The 23,776-nt window shown below is 66.9% G+C and carries 12 protein-coding genes; 8 read left to right on the forward strand and 4 right to left on the reverse strand.

Features of this window, described 5'->3' with window-relative positions:
- The first annotated feature begins 17 nt into the window (after positions 1-17).
- Positions 18-11,504 (forward strand): non-ribosomal peptide synthetase, encoded by an 11,487-nt coding sequence (locus tag GFS60_RS07390; RefSeq protein WP_236603396.1) that lies wholly within the window; start codon positions 18-20, stop codon positions 11,502-11,504.
- Positions 11,505-11,566: 62 nt separating this feature from the next.
- On the opposite strand, the gene GFS60_RS07395 is transcribed toward GFS60_RS07390, so the two are convergent.
- Complete coding sequence (locus tag GFS60_RS07395) at positions 11,567-12,526, reverse strand: alpha/beta hydrolase (RefSeq protein WP_159920056.1); 960 nt, start codon at positions 12,524-12,526, stop codon at positions 11,567-11,569.
- A gap of 91 nt (positions 12,527-12,617) precedes the next feature.
- Between GFS60_RS07395 and GFS60_RS07400 the strand changes: the two genes are divergently transcribed.
- From GFS60_RS07400 to GFS60_RS07410, 3 genes are all read left to right on the forward strand, one after another.
- Positions 12,618-12,959, forward strand: coding sequence for a YidH family protein (locus GFS60_RS07400; protein ID WP_159920058.1), 342 nt, complete (start codon positions 12,618-12,620; stop codon positions 12,957-12,959).
- Between the two features lie 55 nt (positions 12,960-13,014).
- Complete coding sequence (fgd, locus tag GFS60_RS07405) at positions 13,015-14,022, forward strand: glucose-6-phosphate dehydrogenase (coenzyme-F420) (RefSeq protein WP_159920060.1); 1,008 nt, start codon at positions 13,015-13,017, stop codon at positions 14,020-14,022.
- Positions 14,023-14,163: 141 nt separating this feature from the next.
- The gene (locus tag GFS60_RS07410; RefSeq protein ID WP_159918917.1) at positions 14,164-15,465 is read left to right on the forward strand and encodes an ISL3 family transposase; all 1,302 of its coding nucleotides are present in this window, start codon (positions 14,164-14,166) and stop codon (positions 15,463-15,465) included.
- Between the two features lie 53 nt (positions 15,466-15,518).
- Here GFS60_RS07410 and GFS60_RS07415 read toward each other — a convergent pair whose 3' ends face one another.
- Positions 15,519-16,433, reverse strand: coding sequence for an AurF N-oxygenase family protein (locus tag GFS60_RS07415; RefSeq protein ID WP_159920062.1), 915 nt, complete (start codon positions 16,431-16,433; stop codon positions 15,519-15,521).
- 361 nt (positions 16,434-16,794) lie between these two features.
- On the opposite strand from GFS60_RS07415, the gene GFS60_RS07420 reads away from it, so the two are divergent.
- On the forward strand, positions 16,795-17,040 hold the full coding sequence (locus tag GFS60_RS07420; protein WP_109327618.1) for a hypothetical protein: 246 nt from the start codon (positions 16,795-16,797) through the stop codon (positions 17,038-17,040).
- A gap of 6 nt (positions 17,041-17,046) precedes the next feature.
- On the opposite strand, the gene GFS60_RS07425 is transcribed toward GFS60_RS07420, so the two are convergent.
- Positions 17,047-17,742: a TetR/AcrR family transcriptional regulator gene (locus GFS60_RS07425; protein ID WP_159920064.1), complete on the reverse strand. Its 696-nt coding sequence runs from the start codon at positions 17,740-17,742 to the stop codon at positions 17,047-17,049.
- 93 nt (positions 17,743-17,835) lie between these two features.
- Between GFS60_RS07425 and GFS60_RS07430 the strand changes: the two genes are divergently transcribed.
- Positions 17,836-19,338, forward strand: coding sequence for an MFS transporter (locus tag GFS60_RS07430; RefSeq protein WP_159920066.1), 1,503 nt, complete (start codon positions 17,836-17,838; stop codon positions 19,336-19,338).
- Between the two features lie 492 nt (positions 19,339-19,830).
- Here the strand turns inward: GFS60_RS07430 and GFS60_RS07435 are convergent, their stop codons facing one another.
- On the reverse strand, positions 19,831-20,340 hold the full coding sequence (locus tag GFS60_RS07435; RefSeq protein ID WP_159920068.1) for a nitroreductase/quinone reductase family protein: 510 nt from the start codon (positions 20,338-20,340) through the stop codon (positions 19,831-19,833).
- A gap of 91 nt (positions 20,341-20,431) precedes the next feature.
- On the opposite strand from GFS60_RS07435, the gene pta reads away from it, so the two are divergent.
- Positions 20,432-22,567 (forward strand): phosphate acetyltransferase, encoded by a 2,136-nt coding sequence (gene pta, locus GFS60_RS07440; protein ID WP_159920070.1) that lies wholly within the window; start codon positions 20,432-20,434, stop codon positions 22,565-22,567.
- Positions 22,564-23,766, forward strand: coding sequence for an acetate kinase (locus tag GFS60_RS07445; protein ID WP_159920072.1), 1,203 nt, complete (start codon positions 22,564-22,566; stop codon positions 23,764-23,766). The genes pta and GFS60_RS07445 overlap by 4 nt, the downstream gene beginning before the upstream one ends.
- Positions 23,767-23,776: the final 10 nt, after the last annotated feature.

Raw genomic sequence — 23,776 nt, forward strand, 5'->3', positions numbered from 1 at the left:
AAGAGCTCACTGGCAGTGTGAAACTGCCCCTGACGTACGACCAACTCACACTGCTCGAGACCGGACACGACGAGCCCACTTTCGCGTTGTATCTCGAACTCGACGGCCCGCTCGTCGAGGACGCATTTTCTACCGCGCTGCGGCAGACGCTGTCCGAATGTGGTTGTCTACGAGTCGCCTTCGGCGGTAGCGGTCTAGAGCTCCGCCAGAGCACCGGAACCGGCCATGTGTCCGGACCGGAGGTGATCGACGCGAGCGCCTCGTCCGACGCCGACACCCTCGTCGCGGCGTGGATCGGCCGCGAACTGGACCGGACCATGGACGTCAACACCGGCCCGCTGTACGTCCACACCCTTTTCCGGTTGCCGCACGGACGGTTCGGCTGGTTCCAGCGCTACCACCGCCTGGTCAACGACGAACCGGGCATGGCGGCGATCGTCCGGGCCACCGCCGAAACCTACGAGGCCGCCCGCACCGCGCCGCCTCGGAGAGCGAACTGGCCGTTCACGTCCCCGTCGGCGCTGCTCGCCTCCGATGCCCGCTACCGGGAGAGCGCCGCGTGGCTCGATGACCGCCGCTACTGGGAGGAACTCCTCGCCGGGGTCCCGGAAGCGGAAGAACTGTTCGATCAGGTTCCCGAACAGAAGGATTCACGCTACGAAAATGTATCGGTCGGCGGTGTAGCGGCGCGACTCGCACGCCGCAGCGGCGGCGGTACGGCAGCCGTTCTACTCGCGGCTCTCGCCCTGTACCGGCAGAGCCTTACGGGCGTCGACGACGTACTGCTCGGGTTCCGGGAACATGGGACGACGATGCCGGTCAGGGTGACCCTCGCCCCCCATTTCACGTTCGATGCGGTGACGCGGCAGGTGGGCCTGCAACTGCGGAGATCCCGTCGACGGCGCTTCCTCTCCACAACCGATGCTGCCGCAATCGGGCAGGACTGGTGCCCGCTGGCGGGTGAAGTGCGGGAACCGCTCGGCGTCGAGCGGATCGGGAACTACGCCGTCACAGTGGTGAAACGTTGGGGCGCAACGGGCGAGCGCGCATCTTTCGCCGTGGACGACCGGGATGGGACGTGGTCCGTCGAAGCACACGGTCCGGCCGATCTGCAGCGCTTCGTCCGAATACTCACGGCCGCACTGGAGTCGCCGCATGGGTTGTTGGCGGGGGTGGAGGTGTTGAGTGCGGAGGAGTGTGGGGTGTTGGTTCCGGTGCGGGGTGGGCGGGGTGTGGGTGTTCGGGTGTTGCCGGAGATTTTGGCGGGTGGGGTGGGGGTGGATCGGGGGGCGGTGGCGGTTTCGTGTGGTGGGGTGGAGGTGTCGTATGGGGAGTTGGATGAGTTGTCGTCGCGGTGGGCGCGGGTGTTGATCGGTCGGGGTGTGGGGCCGGAGTCGGTGGTGGCGGTGGTGGTGGGGCGTTCGGTGGAGTTGGTGGTGGGGGTGTGGGCGGTGGCGAAGGCGGGTGGGGCGTTTTTGCCGGTGGATCCGGTGTTGCCGTTGGTGCGGGTGCGGGAGATGTTGGTGGATTCGGGTGTGGTGGTGGGGTTGTCGGTGTCTGGGTGTGTGGTGCCGGATGGGGTGGAGTGGTTGTGGCTCGATGATTCGGGTGTGGTGGAGGGGGTGTCGGGGGGTGTGGTGTCGGATGGGGATCGGGTGCGGCCGTTGTGGGCGGGGTGTGCGGCGTATGTGATGTATACGTCGGGGTCGACGGGGCGGCCGAAGGGTGTGGTGGTGACGCATGAGGGTTTGGCGAATTTGGCTGTGGAGGAGCGGGTTCGGTTCGGGGTGTCGTCGGGTTCGCGGGTGTCGCAGGTGTCGTCGCCGAGTTTTGATGCGGTGGTGTACGAGTGGTTGATGGCGTTTTCGGTGGGGGCGCGGTTGGTGGTGGCGCCGCCGGGGGTGTTCGGGGGTGTGGGGTTGGTGGAGTTGTGGGAGGCGGAGGGGGTGTCGCATTGTTTTGTGACGCCGTCGGTGTTGGCGACGTTGGGGTCGGGTGTGGGGTTGGGGTCGGTGCGGGTGTTGGTGGTGGCGGGGGAGGTGTGTGCGCCGGAGTTGGTGGCGCGGTGGGCGCCGGGTCGGGAGTTTTTCAATGCGTATGGGCCGACGGAGGTGACGGTGCAGGCGACGGTGGGTGGGCCGTTGGTGGCGGGGGGTGTGGTGTCGGTGGGTGGTCCGGGGTTGGGGGTGGAGGTGGTGGTGTTGGACGGGTGGTTGCGTCCGGTGCCGGTGGGGGTGGTCGGTGAGTTGTATGTGGCGGGGTCGGGTGTGGCGCGGGGGTATCGGGGTCGGGCGGGGTTGACGGCGGTGTCGTTTGTGGCGAATCCGTTTTCGGGTGTGGGGTCTCGGGTGTATCGGACGGGGGATGTGGTGCGGTGGGTTGAGGTGGGGGTGTTGGAGTTTGTGGGGCGGGTTGATGGGCAGGTGAAGGTGCGGGGTCAGCGGGTGGAGTTGGGGGAGGTGGAGGCGGTGTTGGCGCGGTGTCCGGGGGTGGCTGCGGCGGCGGCGGTGGTGCGGGAGGGGGGTCGGTTGGTGGGGTATGTGGTGCCGGAGGTGGGGGTGCGGGTGGATCCGGATGTGGTAGTGGAGTGGGTGGCGGGGGTGGTGCCGGGGTGGGTGGTGCCGTCGGTGGTGGTGGTTGTGGGGGAGTTGCCGGTGACGGTGAGTGGGAAGCTTGACCGCACAGCACTACCCGAACCGGAACTTGTGCACCGACCCCAGCGGCCCGCGCGCACCGCAGCCGAAGAGACGTTGGCATCGGTTTTCGCGGAAGTACTCGGAATCGAACGGGTGGGGTACGACGACTCGTTCTTCGCGTTGGGCGGCGACAGCATCCTGTCGATCCGGCTGGTGTCGCGGGCCAAGTCCCGAGGACTGGTGTTCACCCCGCAACAGGTGTTCGAGCACCGAACGGTGGCTGCGCTGGCAGCACAATCGGACATCGCGGACCGCACGACGCCCGGCCCTCTCACCGAACTCGCCGGCGGCGGTATCGGCACTTTCCCGCCCACACCGGTTGTGCGGTATCTGTTGGAGCGCGGCGGCCACTTCGAGCGGTTCAGTCAGAGCCTGCTGCTCACGCTCCCCGCCGGGATCGACGAAGACGGACTCGTCGCTGTCGTCGCCGCGGTGATCGCACGGCACGACATGCTGCGGTCCCGGCTGTTCCGGGATGCGAGCGGGCAGTGGCAGATGGAGACCCGCCCGGATACCGACGTGGATGCGGCGTCGCTGATCCGTCGCGTCAGGTTCGACCTCACCATCGAGGCCGACCCGCCGGCGACACTCGTCGCGGCCGAGCACCAGGCGGCTGTCGAGAGACTGCGTCCCTCCGATGGGGTCGTCGTCCAGTTCGTGTGGCTCGATCCGGGACCGTCGAGAGTACCCGCAACCTCGGGCCGATTGATCGTCGTGGCTCATCATCTTGCCGTCGACGGGGTGTCCTGGCGGATTCTGTTGCCCGACTTCGCGACCGCCTGGTCGCAGATCTCCGCCGGACACGCGGCGGAGCTGCCGGAGCCGGGAACGTCCATGCGCCGGTGGGCGCATGCCCTGGCGGAGGAGGCGCAGCGCGGTGAGCGGGTCGCCGAGCTGGCGTGGTGGCGGAGCGCCGTGGACGGGCCGGACCCCCCGATCACCGACCGCCCTCTGGATCCCGCGGTGGACGTGGCGACGGCAATTCGTGACGTCGGCGTCGAGATGTCGACCGAAGACACCTCCGTGCTGTTGACAACCCTCCCGGGGCTGTACCACGGTGGTGCCCACGACGTGCTTGTCACCGCCCTGGCAGTGGCATCGTCGAGGTGGCGACGCGATCGGGGAATCTCGTTGTCGTCGATGCTGATCCGCATGGAGGGGCACGGGCGCGAGCAGTATGTGGTGCCGGGCGCCGACCTGTCCCGCACCGTCGGCTGGTTCACCACAATCTTTCCCGTCCGCCTCGACCTCGCCGGCGTCGACCTGGACGACGCGCTCGCCGGCGGCCCCGCGATGGGCCGGGCGGTCAAGGTGGTGAAGGAGCAGCTGCGTGCTGTACCCGACATGGGCATCGGCTACGGTCTCCTCCGCTATCTGAACCCCGACACGGCCGACACTCTGCCGAAGACCGAACCGGGGCACATCAGTTACAACTATCTCGGCCAGGTCCCCGACGCACCCGCCGGCAGTGCGGTGGCATGGGCACCCGCCGACGGATTCGGCGACCTGCAGTACGTTCCGGACCCCGACATGCCTGCCTCGGCCGCGCTCGAGGTCAACGCCATCGTGGTCGGCGGAAAACTCCGGGTGAGCGTGGGCTACCCGGACACCCTGGTGGCGCGCGACGATGCCGAGCGGTTCGCGACTCGGCTGCGGGAGGCGTTGTCCGCATTGACAACTCATTCTCACCGACCTGAGGCCGGGGGGCTCACCCCTTCGGATGTTCCGCTCGTCACCGTGACTCAGCGCGACCTCGACGCGTGGGAGGAGCGCTTCGGGCCGCTCACCGATGTGTGGCCACTCGCACCTCTGCAGGCGGGGTTGCTGTTTCACGCCCTCATGGCGAAACCCGCGATCGACGCCTACACGGTGCAGGTGTCGCTGCACTTGAAGGGCGCCGTCGATCCGGTGCGGATGCGCCGCGCGGCTCAGGCACTGCTGGATCGGCACGCAAATCTGCGGGTGGCCTTCGTGCCGTCCGCCGACGGCACGTTCGTACAGGTGGTGCCGGCGACCGTCCACGTGCCGTTCCGCCGGGTCGACCTGACGGGTATTCCCGAGGAGGCGCGCGGCGCCGAACTGGACCGGATTCTGGCCGCCGATCGCTCTGCGGCATTCGACACCTCCCACGCACCGCTGATGCGATTCCTTCTCCTGTCCATCGGACACGACGAATTCCGGCTGGTGTGGACCAACCACCACACCCTCCTCGACGGGTGGTCGATGCCACTCGCGATCCGGGATCTCCTCGCCCTGTACGTGGCAGACGAGGCAGGCGCGCTGCCGAGTCCCCGGCCCTACCGGGACTTTCTGACCTGGCTGCAACACCGAGATCCGGAGGAGTCGCGGGGAGTGTGGGCGAACGCGCTCGCCGGTATCGAGGGACCGACGCTGCTCCTGCCGGATGCGTGGGAAAAACAGTCGTCGGTCCCACCCGCCCAGGTCCAGGTTTCGCTCTCCGAGAGCCTTACCGCGGAACTCGCGACTCTGGCACGCGAGCGCAACGTCACTGTGAATACGGTGACCCAGGTGGCGTGGGCACTCCTGTTGAACGGGGCCACGTCCTCGTCCGATGTCACGTTCGGCGGCACGGTGTCCGGGCGATCACCGCAACTCGCCGGCGCCGAGTCGATGATCGGACTGTTCGTCAACACCGTACCCGTCCGGATCGCGCTCGATCCCCGGGAAACGGTGGGCGAGTTGCTCGAACGAACGCAATCGGAGCAGGCGGCGTTGTTCGACCACCACCACCTGGGTCTCGCCGACATTGCGCGCGCGGTCGGCCCACAGCTCGGATTCGACACGGCAACCGTCTTCGAGTCGTACCCGATCGATCGAGGTGGTCTGACCGAGGACACCGACCTGGCCGGAATCCGGGTGCTGGATGTCAGCGGTGTCGATGCCACACATTACCCACTCAGCGTGGCCTTCTCGATGGACACGCAGCTGCGCATGACCTTTCACTACCTACCCGACCTGATCGATGCGGCCACGGTCGAGACCATCGCGGCACGGGTCACCCGGATATTCGAGGCGATGGCCACCGAACCGGATGGGTTGTTGGCGGGGGTGGAGGTGTTGAGTGCGGAGGAGTGTGGGGTGTTGGTTCCGGTGCGGGGTGGGCGGGGTGTGGGTGTTCGGGTGTTGCCGGAGATTTTGGCGGGTGGGGTGGGGGTGGATCGGGGGGCGGTGGCGGTTTCGTGTGGTGGGGTGGAGGTGTCGTATGGGGAGTTGGATGAGTTGTCGTCGCGGTGGGCGCGGGTGTTGATCGGTCGGGGTGTGGGGCCGGAGTCGGTGGTGGCGGTGGTGGTGGGGCGTTCGGTGGAGTTGGTGGTGGGGGTGTGGGCGGCGGCGAAGGCGGGTGGGGCGTTTTTGCCGGTGGATCCGGTGTTGCCGTTGGTGCGGGTGCGGGAGATGTTGGTGGATTCGGGTGTGGTGGTGGGGTTGTCGGTGTCTGGGTGTGTGGTGCCGGATGGGGTGGAGTGGTTGTGGCTCGATGATTCGGGTGTGGTGGAGGGGGTGTCGGGGGGTGTGGTGTCGGATGGGGATCGGGTGCGGCCGTTGTGGGCGGGGTGTGCGGCGTATGTGATGTATACGTCGGGGTCGACGGGGCGGCCGAAGGGTGTGGTGGTGACGCATGAGGGTTTGGCGAATTTGGCTGTGGAGGAGCGGGTTCGGTTCGGGGTGTCGTCGGGTTCGCGGGTGTCGCAGGTGTCGTCGCCGAGTTTTGATGCGGTGGTGTACGAGTGGTTGATGGCGTTTTCGGTGGGGGCGCGGTTGGTGGTGGCGCCGCCGGGGGTGTTCGGGGGTGTGGGGTTGGTGGAGTTGTGGGAGGCGGAGGGGGTGTCGCATTGTTTTGTGACGCCGTCGGTGTTGGCGACGTTGGGGTCGGGTGTGGGGTTGGGGTCGGTGCGGGTGTTGGTGGTGGCGGGGGAGGTGTGTGCGCCGGAGTTGGTGGCGCGGTGGGCGCCGGGTCGGGAGTTTTTCAATGCGTATGGGCCGACGGAGGTGACGGTGCAGGCGACGGTGGGTGGGCCGTTGGTGGCGGGGGGTGTGGTGTCGGTGGGTGGTCCGGGGTTGGGGGTGGAGGTGGTGGTGTTGGACGGGTGGTTGCGTCCGGTGCCGGTGGGGGTGGTCGGTGAGTTGTATGTGGCGGGGTCGGGTGTGGCGCGGGGGTATCGGGGTCGGGCGGGGTTGACGGCGGTGTCGTTTGTGGCGAATCCGTTTTCGGGTGTGGGGTCTCGGGTGTATCGGACGGGGGATGTGGTGCGGTGGGTTGAGGTGGGGGTGTTGGAGTTTGTGGGGCGGGTTGATGGGCAGGTGAAGGTGCGGGGTCAGCGGGTGGAGTTGGGGGAGGTGGAGGCGGTGTTGGCGCGGTGTCCGGGGGTGGCTGCGGCGGCGGCGGTGGTGCGGGAGGGGGGTCGGTTGGTGGGGTATGTGGTGCCGGAGGTGGGGGTGCGGGTGGATCCGGATGTGGTAGTGGAGTGGGTGGCGGGGGTGGTGCCGGGGTGGGTGGTGCCGTCGGTGGTGGTGGTTGTGGGGGAGTTGCCGGTGACGGTGAGTGGGAAGCTTGACCGCACAGCACTACCCGAACCCGGCGCCGGGACGCGTCGCTTCCGGGCTCCCGCCACCCCCCTCGAAGCCGTCGTGGCCGGTGTGTTCGGCGACGTCCTCGGAATCGAACAGGTCGGCGCCGACGACGACTTCTTCCGCTTGGGCGGCGACTCACTGTCCGCTACCCGCGTGGTTGCCCGGGTCGACGCGGCACTCGACGTCGAAGTCGGACTGCACGCCCTCTTCGAGGCGCCGACCGTCACAGCGTTTGCGGCCCGTGCCGCGAAAGCCACCGTGCGTACCGACCGACCGGTGTTGCAGGCCGGACCGCGTCCGGAACGAATCCCGTTGTCGCTGGCGCAGACTCGCATGTGGTTCCTCAACCAGTTCGACACCTCGTCGCCCGCGTACAACATCGCCATGGCGTTCCGGCTCACCGGCACACTCGATGTCGACGCGTTGCGCGCTGCGGTGGCCGATGTGGTGGCGCGGCACGAATCGCTCCGGACCCGCTTTCCGATGTGCGACGGTGAGCCGGTGCAGGTGATCCTCCCCGACGCGGCACCGGACCTGCCCGAGGTGACAGTGACCAGCGAAACCGAGTTGCGCGAGCGGCTCTCGGCGTCGGTGTCGGAAGGCTTCGACGTCACCAAGCAGGTGCCGGTGCGAGCCGCATTGTTCGAGACCTCCGATGCCGAGCGAGTGCTCCTGGTGGTGGTGCACCACATCGTCGCGGACGGAGCATCGATGGTCCCGCTCGCCCGGGACGTGCTGGTGGCCTACACGGCCCGCACCCACGGGGGTGCCCCGGAATGGGAACCCCTGGCGGTGCAGTACGCCGACTTCGCACTCTGGCAGCGGCAACTCCTCGGTTCCGACGAGGATCCGCAGTCGCTGGTGTCGGCGCAGCTGGACTACTGGCGGAACGCGCTGGCCGGTCTTCCTGCCGCACTGGATCTACCGGCGGACCGTCCGCGTCCGATGCAGCGGTCACCGGGTGGAAGCCGAGTGGGATTCGAAATCGACGCCGACCTGCATCGTCGGCTGACGGCGCTGGCGTCCGCGCACCAGTCGACGCTGTTCATGGTCGCGCATGCCGCCCTGGCCGCCTTCCTGGCCCGGATGTCCGGTTCTGAGGACATCGCCATCGGAACCCCCGTCGCCGGACGGGGTGAGGCCGCACTCGACGACATGGTCGGAATGTTCGTCAATACCGTGGTGTTACGCACCGTCATCCGGTCCGCGAGCACATTCGCCGAACTGCTCGAGCAGGTACGCGTCGTCGACCTCGGGGCATACGCCCACGCCGAGGTGCCGTTCGAGAAGGTCGTCGAAGCGCTCGACCCACCTCGCTCGACGGCGCATTCACCGCTGTTCCAGGTACTTCTCGAATTCCAGAATGTGGAGCAATCCGACCTGTCACTGCCGGGCGTCGAGGTGACCGGCATCGACCTCGGTGCGACGATCGCACGATTCGACTTGCAGCTCACCGTGTCCGAAGAGTACGACGACGAGGGGTCACCGTCGGGTATCAGGGCCGCATTCAGTTACGCCACCGACCTTTTCGATGCCGACACCGTCGCCGAGCTGGCCGACCGTTTCGTTCGCATGCTCGACGCCGTGGTGGACCACCCCTCGGTGCGGCTGGGAAACCTCGACATACTGGACGCCTTCGAACGGGACGAACTCGCGCCGGTCCGGGGTGCACCCGCGGTTCCGGAACGGACGCTGTCGGACGTGCTCGTCGCCGGCGCCGCCGTGGACCCGGAGGCAATCGCACTGTCGAGCAACGGCATCGACGTCTCGTACCGGACGCTCGACGAGCGGTCCAACCGGTTGGCCAGAGCGCTCGTCGACCGGGGTGCCGGTCCCGACTCCTTCGTCGCCGTCGGGGTGCCGCGGTCGATCGAATCGGTGCTATCGGTGTGGGCGGTCACGAAGTCGGGTGCGGCGTACGTGCCGATCGATCCCGCACTCCCGACCGCCCGCATCACGGCGATGCTCGAGGATTCCGGTGCAATCCTCGGACTGACCGTATCGGCGCACCGCGAGCATCTGCCCGGCGCGGTGCAGTGGCTGCTGCTCGACGACCCGGAGGTCGACAGCGCGTACCCCGGGGACCGGGTCACCGACGACGACCGCGTGCGACCGTTGTATACCGAGCACGCCGCCTTCCTGCTCTACACCTCCGGCTCGACCGGCACACCGAAGGGTGTCGTCGTCTCGCACAGCGGTCTGGCAAACCTGGTAGTCGAGGAGCGGGAACGCTTCGCAGCGACGCACGGGGCACGGGTGTCACACCTGGCGTCGCCGAGTTTCGACGCGTCCGTCTTCGAGCTGCTGATGGCCTTCACCGTCGCGGCGACGCTGGTGATCGTGCCCCCCACCGTGCTCGGTGGCCGTGAACTGGCCGAACTCCTCGAGGCCGAACACGTCACACATGCGTTCTTCACCCCCACCATCCTGGAAACGGTGAGCCCCGAAGAGCTTCCATCCGTCCGAGTTCTGGCAGTGGCAGGTGAACGATTCGCGCCCGAGCTTGCGAACCGCTGGACACCGGGCCGGTTCGTCTTCAACGGATACGGTCCCACTGAGGCGACCATACAGACCACGGCCAGCGAGGCGCTGTCGCCGGACGAGCCGGTCACCGTCGGGGGTCCCGGCCGCGGCGTCGACGTGGTAGTCCTGGATCCGTGGTTGCAGCCGGTCCCGGTGGGTGTGGTGGGCGAATTATATGCGGCGGGACCGGGACTGGCCCGTGGATACCATCGGCGCCCGGGTATGACAGCAGCGTCGTTCGTGGCGCACCCCTGCGGAGTTCCGGGCTCCCGCATGTACCGTACCGGTGACCTCGTGCGCTGGACCGAGATAGGCCGGCTGGAATACATAGGCCGCAACGACTTCCAGGTGAAGATTCGAGGACAGCGGGTGGAGCTCGGCGAGATCGAGTCGGTACTGGCCCGCTGCGACGGGGTGGGCCGGGCGGCGGTGACCACACAGGCCGGAGCGATCGATCGACTGGTGGGTTACGTTGTCCCGGAGGGTAATGCGAGCATCGATCCCGCGGAAGTGCTGCGCTACGCCGCTTCTCATCTCGCGCCCTACATGGTGCCCGCTCAGTTGGTGGTACTCGACGAGCTGCCGGTCGGGCGCACAGGCAAACTGGACCGGCGGGTACTTCCCGCGCCGACGGTCTCGCCCAGGCCGTTCAAGGCACCAGCCACTCCGCTCGAGCACGCGGTCGCGGAGGTGTTCGCCGACGTACTCGGGGTAGAACGCGTCGGAGCCGACGACGACTTCTTCGCACTCGGTGGGAACTCCCTGGTCGCGACCAGGGTGGCGTCCGCACTGCGGGACCGGCTCGGCACGGACGTCGCACTGCAGTGGATCTTCCGCAACCCCACTCCCGAAGCGCTGGCGCGCCGCATCGTCGACCCGTCCACGCCCGGCGCCGCGGTGACCGACGACGTGTTGAGTGTCGTGGTCCCGCTCCGGTCCGGTGGAACACGTCCCGCTGTGTTCTGCGTGCACCCCGCGGGCGGACTCGCCCTCGGATACGCCGGACTGATTCAGCACCTCGCGCCGGACAGGCCGGTGTACGGGCTGCAGTTACCCATCCTGAGCGGAGGCGCGACGTTCGACTCGATGGAAGAACTGGCACACCGCTACGTCGTCGAGATGCGGGCGGTGCAGCCCCGAGGCCCGTACCACCTGCTGGGATGGTCACTCGGTGGCGTGATCGCACACGCGATCGCCGTCGAGTTGCGGGAGTCCGGGGCGGACGTCGGCACGCTCGCGATGATGGACAGCTACCTGGCAGAGGAGGGCGACTTCGGTGACCTCGAGGTCGACGCCGAGCAATGGCTGCACGGACTGGGCGTCGACTTCGAGGGCAGCGGCGACGACGACAGGTCGTACCGAGAGCAGTTGGTCGAGATGCTCGGCCGATCGTTCGGCCGGGACCCGGCGTTCGCGTCGACCCTCCTGGGCCGCATCAGCGCGGGCCTCGAGAACTCGAAGCGGATCTCGGCCGAACATCGGCCCCGCGTGTTCGACGGCGACGTGCTGTTCTTCGCCGCCGCGCAGAGCACCGACGACGAGGGCGAACGACCCTCGCCGAGCGTGTGGCAGCCCGTGGTGACCGGCGTGATCACCGTGAACGAGGTGGAGTGCGATCACGTGCGGATGACCACACCGGAGGCTTTCGCGGTGATCGGGCCGATCCTGGAACGCGCACTGGGGCGCACGCTCTGATGGTCGCCGCTCATGCTTCGATCGTTGCTTATGCCCCGATCGCCGCTATCCCCCGATCGCCGCTATGCCCCGAGTGCACTGCCGATGACGGGCCAGGAGTCGCGTAGCTCAGTTTCGAACAGGCCCCAGGAGTGGGTGCCCTGCGGTAGGTAGGCGAACGTGGCCGGTATTCCGAGCTGCCGAAGCCTTGATTCGAACGCGCCGGCGCACACATGGGTGACCATCTCGACGACACTGCCGCCGATCGTCTGCGGCACGGCCAGTAGTGGGTCGTGGTTGTCGACGGGCCCCGGCATCCCGTTGCCGGTCGACACGAACAGCGTTGTGCCGCGCAGGCGCTCGGCGCTCAGCATCGGATCGTGCCGCGCCCACGCGGGATCCCCGGGGCCGCCCCACATGTTGGCGGCGTTACCGCCGCCCCGCAGTTCGACCATCGACCGCACCATCGCCTGCCCGAGCACGCCACTGGTCTGTGCGCACCCGCTGTACGAGCCCACCGCACGGTAGAACCCCGGTACCTGCGCCGCCAGGTCGAGTACCGCGCTGCCCGCCATCGAGACTCCGCCGATGGCTTTCGAGCCCGTCGTCGAAAACCGGCTGTCGATTGCGGCGGGAAGCTCGTGAGTGAGGTACGTCTGCCACTTGTTACGCCCGAGCACCGGATCGTCCGCGACCCAGTCGGTGTACATGCTGTACTGGCCGCCGATCGGCATCACGACGGTCACATGCTTGTCGGCGAAGAAGTCCCGGACCCCCGTGTTGTTGAACCACGAGATGCCGTCCGACCCGCCGCCGATCCCGGTGAGCAGGTAGAAGGTGGGTGCGGGCGCACCGGAAGCGGGCGAAATGACGTCGTTCGAAACCCAGCGGCCCATCGCCTCCGAGTAGACGTCCACCCGGGTGATCCGCGGCTCCGCCGAGGCGGGCGGCGGTCCGAGCGCCAGCCACGCCGACAGCAGCAGGACCGTCACCAACAGTCCACGCAGAGGGGCCGAGCGTCGCAGAACGTCGAACGGTCGCATGATGCCCCCTGCCTGTGGCCTGCTCGTCCAATCTAAGACGCCGGGCTACCTGCTTGTCGCGGTTCCACGGAACCGGTGTATAGATGGATCGATGACGGACAACGACCGGCCCGATGAGCGATTCACACTCGCCAGTGAGCGGACGTTTCTGGCATGGATGCGGAGTTCGCTGGCCTTGCTCGCGGGTGGTCTCGCGATGATCCACCTGGTCCCCGAATTCAGCACCGGATGGGTGCGGACGACCCTCGGCCTGATTCTGATCGGTCTCGCCGCGGCAGCGGCCCTCGTCGGACTGCGACGGTGGTCTCAGGTCGAGAAGGCCCTACGCGACGGCGCGCCGATGCCACCGCCCCACGAGTTGAGGCTGTTCGCCGTGGCTGTGACGGTGGTGGCGCTGGGAGCGGGGCTCGCCAGCGTCGTCGCCGTTCTCTAACCTGCAGAAGAGGTTTGCATAACGCGAACCGGACGTGACGACTAAGGAGTACACGGTGGCCCACGAGCTCAAGCTGGGATACAAGGCGTCGGCGGAGCAGTTCGGTCCGCGGGAGTTGGTGGAGCTGGGTGTGCTGGCGGAGGCGCACGGAATGGATTCGGCGACGGTGTCGGATCATTTCCAGCCGTGGCGGCACGAGGGTGGGCATGCGCCGTTCTCGATTGCGTGGATGACGGCGGTGGGGGAGCGGACGGAGCGGTTGCAGTTGGGGACGTCGGTGATGACGCCGACGTTCCGGTACAACCCGGCGGTGGTGGCGCAGGCGTTCGCGACGATGGGGTGTCTGTATCCGGGTCGGGTGATGCTCGGGGTGGGTACCGGTGAGGCGCTCAACGAGATCGCGACGGGTTTTGCGGGGCAGTGGCCGGAGTTCAAGGAGCGGTTCGCGCGGTTGCGGGAGTCGGTGCGGTTGATGCGGGAGTTGTGGCTCGGGGATCGGGTCGATTTCGAGGGCGAGTTCTTTTCCACGAAGGGGGCGTCGATTTATGACGTGCCCGAGGACGGGATTCCGGTGTATATCGCGGCGGGTGGTCCGGTGGTGGCCCGGTATGCCGGGCGCAGTGGGGACGGGTTCATTTGTACGTCGGGTAAGGGGATGGAGTTGTATACGGAGAAGTTGCTGCCGGCGGTGGCGGAGGGGGCGGCGAAGGCGGAGCGCGATGTCGCGGAGATCGACAAGATGATCGAGATCAAGATTTCGTATGACACGGATCCGGAGTTGGCGCTGGAGAACACTCGGTTCTGGGCGCCGTTGTCGTTGACGGCGGAGCAGAAGCATTCGATCGATGATCCGATCGAGATGGAGAAGGCGGCGGATGCGTTGCCGATCGAGCAGGTTGCGAAGCGGTGGATCGTGGCGTCGGATCCGGATGAGGCGGTGGCGCAGATCAAGCCGTATCTCGACGCCGGATTGAATCATCTGGTGTTCCACGCGCCCGGACACGACCAGAAGCGGTTCCTGGAGCTCTTCGAACGCGACCTCGCCCCCCGGCTCCGCGGCTAGGCGGCTTCGCCGCCCGTGCGCCTTTTTGGGCTCTACTGCTGTGATCGTGGGTGGAGTTCGGTGCGGGTGAGGGCGCACGCCGTTGTCCCAGTAGCGTTCTGGCTTGTCTAGGGTCAGTCGGCTACATATGTGGGGAACGGCGTGCGCGAAGCCAGGATATGGCGTCAGGTGTTGGGTGTCGAAAAGACGGTGATCGAGGGCGTCGATTTCGACGACACGGCCGGGGCGGTGATCGTCGCGGTCCGGCCGCAGGCCCGGGCCCGGTCCCGGTGCGGGGTGTGTGGTCGTCGGAGCCCCGGTTACGACGGTGGCACCGGTCGGCGGCGGTGGCGCGGCCCGGACTGCGGCCTGGTCCGCACCTTCGTCGAGGCCGACGCACCGCGGGTGTGCTGCCGCGAACACGGAGTCACGGTGGCCGCGGTGCCCTGGGCCCGGCACCGGGCCGGGCACACCTACGCGTTCGACCAGACGGTGGCGTGGCTCGCCACCCATACCTCGAAGGCCGCGACGTGTGAGTTGATGCGCACCGCGTGGCGCACGGTCGGGACGATCGTGGACCGGGTGTGGGCCGACACCACACCCGCCCGGGACCCGCTGGCGGGGCTGCGGCGGATCGGGATCGACGAGATCTCGTACAAGAAGGGCCACAAGTATCTGACGGTCGTCGTCGACCACGACTCCGGCCGGCTGGTGTGGGCGGCCCCGGGCCGTGACGCGGCGACCCTGTCCGGGTTCTTCGACCTGCTCGGGCCCGAACGGTGCGCGAAGATCACCCACGTCACCTCGGACGCGGCCGGATGGATCGGGTCGGTGGTGACCCGGTTCTGCCCGGATGCGGTGCGCTGCGCGGATCCGTTCCATGTGGTCGCCTGGGCCACCGAGGCCCTCGACACGGTGCGGCGGGCGGCGTGGAACCGGGCACGGTCCACCGAGAACGCCTCCCGCGGCGGTGGGTGGAAACCGCGGCGTCGCCCGAAGGCCGGCCCGGCTCGGTCGGTCAAACGCAGCCGGTGGGCGTTGCTGAAGAACCCGGACGCCCTCACCGCGCAGCAGCAGGCGGTGCTGCGGTGGATCGAACTCCACGATCCGGTCCTGCACCGCGGCTACCGGCTCAAGGAGAGTTTGCGGTTGATCTTCCAGCTCCCGGTCGAGCAGGCCGCTGCCGAACTCGACCGCTGGATCGACTGGGCCCGGCGGTGCCGGATCCCGGCGTTCGTCGCGTTGCAGAAAAGCATCCTCGTCCACAGACCCGCGATCCTCGCCGCCATCGAGCACGGGCTCTCGAACGGTCGGATCGAATCGGTCAATACCAAGATTCGCCTCATCACCCGCCGCGGATTCGGGTTCCACACCCCCGAGGCCGTCATCGCACTCGCGATGCTCAGCCTCGGGGGCGCCCGCCCACAATTACCCGGCCGAATCCACCCACGAATGAGTCAGTAGAGCCCCTTTTTGGTAGCTGGAGCAACCAGAAAGGCGCACGGGCGCGGAGCGCCTCAGAGCATGTGCACCCGCTTGTACAGGCGCTTGGACGGTCCGCCCAGCAGGTCCGCGTCGGCAAGGAAGCGCATCAGTGGCTGCGAGCTTTCGCGTACCTTCGCGGCGCGGAACGAGTTGTTCTTCGCCTCGCGCAGCGCTCGCTCGGTGTCGAGTCCGGCGGCGGCGTAGACAGCGGGGTTGATCATGCTCGACACGATGAGGTTCGCCGCGATCGCGATGGCGCCGCGGCTGGCCGCCCGGCGGGCCTTGCTGGTGCCGGCCGCACGGCGCAGTGTCTCCTCACGAGCGAAACGCATGTGCCGGGCTTCCTCGACAACGTGGATCTTGCTGGTCACCCGAACGATCGGCTGAACACGGGTGTCCTTCATCCAGTCGCGCTGCATGACGTCGAGGATTTCTTCGGCGACCAGGATGCCGGCGTAGGCGACCTCTCCCGACGCGAGAGCTTTGAATCCGCGACCCAGGTTGACGACGGCCCGGCGCGGCACGTACGACGGGCAGCCGAACTTCTCGGCGGTACGAGCGAACATCACGGAGTGCCGGCATTCGTCGGCGACTTCGGTGAGCGCGAACTGGAAGTGCGCCTGCGAGGCATCCTTGGCATACATGTCCCGGATGACCATCTGCTGCAGGATCATTTCGAACCAGATGCCGGTGCCCATGATCGAGGACACTTCGTGCTTGGTCAGGGTGATCTGCTGCTCGAACGTCATTTCGTTCCACAGCGGGGTTCCGAACAGTGTGGACCATTCCGGTGTCAGGCCGTACAGGTCGTCGGGGACCGGTGCATCCCAGTCGACCTCGACCATGGGGTCGTACGACATCCTCGCGGAGGATTCGAGGAGCCGTGTACCCGTGTCCTGGCGATCGGTGATCCTCGGGTTGCGAAGCTCGAGCGTAGAACGGGTCATGAGCGTCCTCCATATCAGTGTGACGAGACGTAACATGTAATATGGACCTCAGAATGGTTTACGTCAAGGCGCCTCGTGTACAAATGCTGGACTCTCTAACGGATACGCTGCCCTTCGAACCGGTGGGTGATGATTCCCACACACGTCCGGAGTTAGCTTGCTGAATGTTTGCTGATGGTCTGTAGTGGGTGTGCCTGCAGTCGGCATTAAGCTCCCGAACCGCAACGCGCAGGGTTCGGGATCGGCCGGCGGTCCCTCCCCCGACTCGGGGTCGTCGGCTGTTCCCACACCCGCTCACCCCAGCGGGTGTGGGAACAACCAGGCCGCCCGCGGCCCTTCTTCGAAGAAAGTTGGATGAGCAATGCCCGAGCAGAACCCTGTGAAACCCGACATCGTCGTCGGAGCCCGTGTCCGGGTTCGGCGCGAGACGGAAACGACGGCGCAGGGTGTGGTGATCGAGGATTTCGCGGAACTGACCACGTCGGGGCAGTCGCTCGGCCGCGACTGGGCTCCGGTGCACCGGTGGGCGGTCGCTCTCGACGACGGACGTCTCGTGTTCGCCCACGACGGCGAACTCGACGTCGACACCGCGTCGAGCGGACAGTGACCGACGTCAGTCGACGCCGTGGAGGCGGTTCATCGCTCGGTGCAGTTGGTCTTCGCTGAGCGCGGGTACGCCCAAGGTGCTGTGGCCGTCCCGGTTTGCGCGGAGACCATCGAGCGCGAAGCCGAGGACGCGCTTCCACAACTCGGGTGATTCTGCGCTGGCAAAGTCGGCTGCAGCCTGAACGGACTGCGTCAGCAACGGTAGATCCGTGCTCTCGAAGTCGTCACGCAACGCCCCGGCGGCCTTGGCACGTTCGACCAGGGCAGCTGTTCGTCGGTGAATTTCCCCTTGGGCCGCCTCAACCGCCCCGGCGAGCTTCCCGTGGGTCTCCGGATCGGCCAGGCCCTGCGGCAGCGCCCTGCCCGCCACAACCAGGTCGCGGAGGCCGCGGTCCTGAGCCAGCATTCGGGTGCTCTCGGTGAAGAAATAGACGAGACCTTCCCATGGATCCGGCATCGCTTCGGCTGTGGTCGAGACCTCGACGACGTCCTGGAGACGCGAAGCGAACAGGTGCTCGATCAGTTGATCCTTGCTCGCAAATCGGCGGTAGACGGTCCCGACGCCGACACCGGCATGCTCCGCGACCTCGGCGAGTGTGGCCTCGAGGCCCCGGGATGTGAACACCTCGCGCGCCGACTGCAGGATGCGTTCGAGGTTTGCCCGGGCGTCGCTGCGGAGAGCACGGTCTGTCTGAGGGCCCATCTCCTCAGTCTAGCTCATCCGGAATTGCCCGTTCCGCTTATGGTACCGTCTATCCGGAATTAGGCATTCCGCTTCACTGAGAGGGTGACAGCTATGGCAGTGGTACGCGAGCGACCGGCGGTGACGGGGCAGGGCATCGATCGGCGATGGTTGATCCTCGGCGTATTGGCCATCGCCCAGTTGATGGTGGTCCTCGACGCGACGATCGTGAACATCGCGCTGCCCGAGGCGCAGCATGCGCTGGGATTCACCGACGGTCAGCGTCAATGGGTCGTCACGGCGTATTCGCTGGCGTTCGGGAGCCTGCTCCTTCTGGGTGGCCGGATCAACGACCTCTTCGGCCGCAAGAACTCGTTCATCATCGGTCTGATCGGTTTCGCGGCCGCGTCCGCTCTGGGTGGGTGGAGTCCCAACTTCGACGTTCTCGTGACCGCGCGTGCATTGCAGGGCGTATTCGGAGCGCTGTTGGCCCCGGCCGCCTTGTCGCTGTTGACCGTAACGTTTGCGGGGTCGGCGGATCGGACCCGGGCCTTCGGTGTGTTCGGGGCGATCTCGGGTGCGGGCGGCGCGATCGGCCTGCTGATGGGCGGCGTTCTCACCGATTACCTGTCATGGCATTGGTGCCTGTACGTCAACGTCGCCTTCGCCGTCGTGGCGCTGGTCGGTGCACTCGTATTTCTGCCTGCGCACCAGAAGGGCTCGACGTCGAAAAGCCTGGATTGGTGGGGGGCGGTATCGGTGACGGCCGGCTTGTTCTTCCTCGTGTACGGATTCGCCAACTCGGAAAGCCACGGCTGGTCCGACGCGTCGACGCTGACGTTCCTCGGGGTGGGGATCGTTCTGCTGGCCCTGTTCGTGTGGATCGAGACCAAGGTTCGCCATCCGCTGTTGCCGATGCGGGTGCTGACCGATCGGCTGCGCGGTGCCTCGTATCTGGTGATGTTGATTTCTGCGGTAGGCATGTTCGGGATCTTTCTGTTCCTCACCTATTACCTCCAGCAGCTGCTCGGATACAGCCCGATCGCGACCGGTATCGCCTTTCTGCCGATGGTCGCGTCGATCGCCCTGAGCGCTTCGTTCTCGGGAGCGGTGCTGGCCACTCGATGCAGCCCGCGGATACTTGTCACGTCCGGTCTGCTCGTCTCTGCACTCGGTATGGCGTTTCTGACCACGATCGATGTCGACAGCGCCTACCTCACCGGCATCCTGCCGGGTCTTGTCGCGGTCGGGCTCGGTCTCGGATTCGTCTTCTCGAGCGCGATGGCCTCCTCCACGGCGGGAGTGCGGGCCGACGACGCCGGCGTCGCCTCGGCCACGGTGAACACCGCGCAGCAAGTCGGCGGTTCGATCGGGATTGCCCTCCTCAGCAGTGTCGCAGCTTCAGCAGCAGACAGCTACAGCGCCGAGCACGCCGTGTCTGGGGATCCGGCCGTCGTGGCGCAGCAGCTCGCCGAGGGTGCGGCGCTGGTCAGCTATCACTCCGCGTTCTGGGTGGCCGCAGCATTCTTCGCTGTCGGCGCGTTGGTGTCGATAACACTGTATCGCAACGAGATTCCGCAGCAGGACGCCGATGCGGGGCCAGTTCTGGTCCACTGATGGAGTGTGCTGATCGGGGCCCTATCGAGGCGGTTCGCGCCGAACGGTGCGGGGGGTCGGCCTGGCATCTGGAGACCGCGCGATGGTGCGGATGCCGGTCAATCCCTCGATGGCTGCGGCCAGATCGTCGGCGGACAGCGTGCCTGATTCGGGGTCCGTATCTGCCGGCTCGTGGCCTGGTCGGGACTTCTGGTTCATCTGTCTGCCTGTCCTCGAGTCGACGCGGGGGTGGAACTCACTGATCAGGGTCGGGCGGGTTCGGCTTCAGCGGTACAGGCGCCACCGCATACGGGCGTAATCGTCTGGCTGCAAGCATGTTTCCCCCTTTCCCGGCGGCTGTCCGCCTCATCTCCTGGTTCCACCACACACCACGAGCAAACGTCTGGCAACTTGCGGCGCTGTGATTATCCCCACGTAGATGATACGGGCGGGAACAGATATCCCCGGGTAGCGCCGGGTCAGCAGATCGCGCTGATGACGCAATGACGTTGGTCAGGTGGCAGTCAGCGCGAACACCCGCATGTTGCGATCGGTGCGGGTCTCGTAGACGCCGTAGACCCTGACCATGGCATCGAATTCGCGATAGATGCGGGTTCGTTCCGGTTCGGTGAGGAGAGTGGCGGTCACCGGGATCGCCTTTCCCCCGATGGTCACCGTCGCGTGCGGCTCCGCGAGGAGATTCGCGGACCAGGCGGGGTGTTTCTCTTGCCCGAAGTTACTGCCCACCACGTAGATTCGGTCGCCCTCGCGGTAGTACAGCAGCGGGCTGGTCCTCGGCTTCCTGGACTTGCGGCCCGTCGTGGTGAGAAGCACCACCGGTGCGGCGATCGGGCCGAGAACGGTGAAACGTCCACCGCTCTTCTCGAGTAGGCGCCGGTCTACTCCGGCGAGCTTCCGAATTACCCACGACCCCGGCCGGGTAGCGGCGAAGGCCGCGGCGGGCTCACGGAGGAAGCTGTTTTCGCTGCCCCACCGCACGTCGGGGAAGGGTGATTCGGCCATAGGTCATCTGACCGCTTCACAGGACCCCTGTCAATCGTGGTGGCCGGAGGTGCCGACGGCGACGGCGCCGGCGCGGACCGCCGGATACGCTATGGCCATGGCTGCACCTGGAACCTCCGCACCAGTGAGTCCGCCGGGCCCGTCGGCGCCGTCGAGCATCTACATCGCATCGCCGGAAGGAGACACCGGTAAGTCCACCATCGCGCTGGGTGTCTTGCAGATGCTGTGTGCCTCGGCGGCACGGGTGGGTGTTTTCCGGCCGATCGCGCGATCGACGGAGGAGACCGACTACATCCTGGAGTTGCTGCTCGAGCACACCACCGCCGACGTCGGTTACGAGCAGTCCCTGGGTGTCACCTATGAGCACGTCCACGCCGACCCCGACGGCGCGCTCAGTGAGATCGTCGCGCGGTATCACACGATGGCCGAGCAGTGCGATGCCGTCGTGGTCATCGGTAGCGACTACACCGACGTAGCCAGCCCGAGCGAACTCGGGTACAACGCGAGGATCGCCGTCAACCTGGGTGCGCCGGTGCTCCTCGCATTACGGGGAGCGCGCCGCAGTCCTGACGAGGTGGCCCAACTCGCTGCGCTGTGCATAGGCGAACTGAAGGCACATCACGCTCATCTGATCGCGGTGATCGCCAATCGGTGCAACCCGGACGAACTCGGCGCCGTCACGTCCGCGCTGTCCTCCGCCGGCGTGCCTGCGTGGAGCTTGCCGGAGATTCCGCTGTTGACGGCGCCGACCATGGCAGAACTGCTCGACGCCGTCGACGGCACCTTGTTCAGTGGTGATCCCGAGCTTCTGCACCGTGAAGCGCTGCGGGTGATGGTCGGCGGCATGACGGCCGAGCACATCCTCGAGCGTCTGAGTGACGGGGTGGTGGTGATCGCGCCCGCCGACCGTTCCGACGTACTGCTGGCGATGGTCAACGCGCACGACGCGGAAGGGTTTCCGTCGCTCGCCGGGATCATCATGAATGGTGGTCTGCTCCCCCATCCCGCGATCGCCGACCTGATGGCAGGTTTGAAACCGCGTCTCCCGATCCTCACCACGTCGCTGGGTACGTTCGACACGGCAAGTGTTGCCGCGCAGACGCGGGGCCGGGTGGCCGTCGGCTCGCAACGCAAGGTCGACACCGCGTTGAGCGTCATGGAGCAGCACGTCGATCCCGCTGTTCTCGTCGAACGGCTGAAACTTCCGATCCCCTCGGTGGTCACACCGCAGATGTTCGAGTACCAGCTGATCGACCGGGCCCGGCGCGGTCGCAGGCACATCGTCCTTCCGGAGGGTGACGACGACCGTATCCTCCGGGCCGCGGGCCGATTGCTCCAACGCCAGGTGGCGGAGCTGACACTCCTCGGAGACGAGGGACAGGTGCGCAGGCGTGCCGCCGAACTCGGTGTGGACCTGTCCGAGGCGCAGGTTCTCGATCCGCGAACCTCGGAGTACACCACCTCGTTCGCCGAGGAGTACGCCCGGCTGCGCGCGCACAAGGGCATGACCCTCGAGCGTGCACGGGAGGTGATGGGCGACATCTCGTACTTCGGAACCATGATGGTGCACAGGGGAATAGCGGACGGAATGGTGTCCGGCGCCGCGCACACCACCGCGCACACGATTCGGCCGTCGTTCGAGATCATCAAGACTCGGCCGGGTGTGAACACGGTGTCGAGCGTGTTCCTGATGTGTCTGTCCGACCGCGTCCTCGCCTACGGCGACTGCGCGGTAGTGCCCGACCCCACCGCCGAGCAACTGGCCGACATCGCGATCTCGTCCGCTGAGACGGCAGCGCAGTTCGGCATCGACCCGCGCATCGCGATGCTGTCGTACTCCACCGGCGATTCAGGGACCGGCGCAGATGTCGACAAGGTGCGCTCCGCCACCGCCGTCGTCCGCGAGCGACGACCGGATCTGTTGGTGGAAGGACCGATTCAGTACGACGCCGCCATCGAGCAGAGTGTGGCCGACAAGAAGATGCCCGACTCGCAGGTAGCGGGTAAGGCGACGGTGTTCATCTTCCCCGATCTCAACACCGGCAACAACACCTATAAGGCGGTGCAGCGCAGTGCCGGTGCCATCGCCGTCGGCCCGGTGTTGCAGGGTCTGAACAAGCCGGTCAACGACCTCTCCCGGGGCGCGCTGGTCGAGGATATCGTCAATACGGTGGCCATCACGGCCATTCAGGCCGCGGCGCTCGAACCTCGGGGGGCAGACACGTGAGCGACGACACCGCAGGATCGGTACTGGTACTCAACTCCGGTTCTTCGTCGATCAAGTTCCAGCTCATACAGCCGGACACCGGCGAGTCGATCGCCTCCGGGCTCATCGAGCGGATCGGCGAACCGGACGGTCACATCGTGTATCGGCACCGCACGGGCGTGGAGGAACGACACGGTGTCATCGCCGACCATCGCGCGGGTTTGAAGACGGTCCTCGAGGTGGTCGCCGAGGTAGGCCGGCCGCTCGGTGAGGCCGGGATCGTCGCCGTGGGGCACCGCCTCGTTCACGGCGGCAAGGTGTTCTACGAGCCCACGATCATCGACGACGACGTAGTGCGGGCCATCTCCGATCTGTCGAGCCTGGCGCCGCTGCACAATCCGGCGAACGTGATCGGCATCGAGGTGGCCCGGGAAGTGCTTCCCGACGTCCCGCACGTCGGAGTGTTCGACACCGCGTTCTTCCACACCCTGCCCGCGGCGGCGTCCACCTATGCCATCGATCGGAGCCTCGCGGAGCAGTACGACATTCGGCGTTACGGCTTCCACGGGACGTCGCACCAGTATGTGTCGTCCTGTGCCGCCCAGTTCCTCGGCAGGGATACCTCCGAGCTCGACCAGATAGTTCTGCATCTGGGCAACGGCGCCTCGGCGTCTGCCATACACGGCGGCCGCGCCGTCGACACCAGCATGGGATTCACGCCACTCGAGGGCCTCGTCATGGGTACGCGCAGTGGTGACATCGACCCGGGAGTCCTCCTTCATCTGTATCGGCAAGGACTGACGGTCGACCGGATCGACGACCTGCTCAACCGGCAGTCGGGTCTGCGAGGGCTGTCCGGCGTCAACGACTTCCGCTCGCTCCGGACCCTCGTCGGTGAGGGAAACGCGGACGCCGCGCTCGCCTACGACGTGTATGTGCACCGGCTCCGCAAGTACATCGGCGCCTACCTCGTGGAGCTGGGCGGTGCCGACGTCATCACGTTTACCGGGGGAGTGGGCGAGAACAACGTCGATGTCCGGCGCGACAGCCTGGCGGGGCTCGAACGTCTCGGCATCATCGTCGACGACACCCGCAACAGCTCGGAATCCCGGGCGGCCCGGCGCATCTCCTCGGACGACTCCGAGGTGGAAATTCTCGTCGTCCCCACCAACGAGGAGTTGGCGATTGCCCGGGCGGCAGTCGACTTGGTGGGTAGCTGAGCCGGTGACC

This window comes from Rhodococcus sp. WAY2, from assembly GCF_009859915.1.
GTDB lineage: Bacteria > Actinomycetota > Actinomycetes > Mycobacteriales > Mycobacteriaceae > Rhodococcus_F > Rhodococcus_F oxybenzonivorans.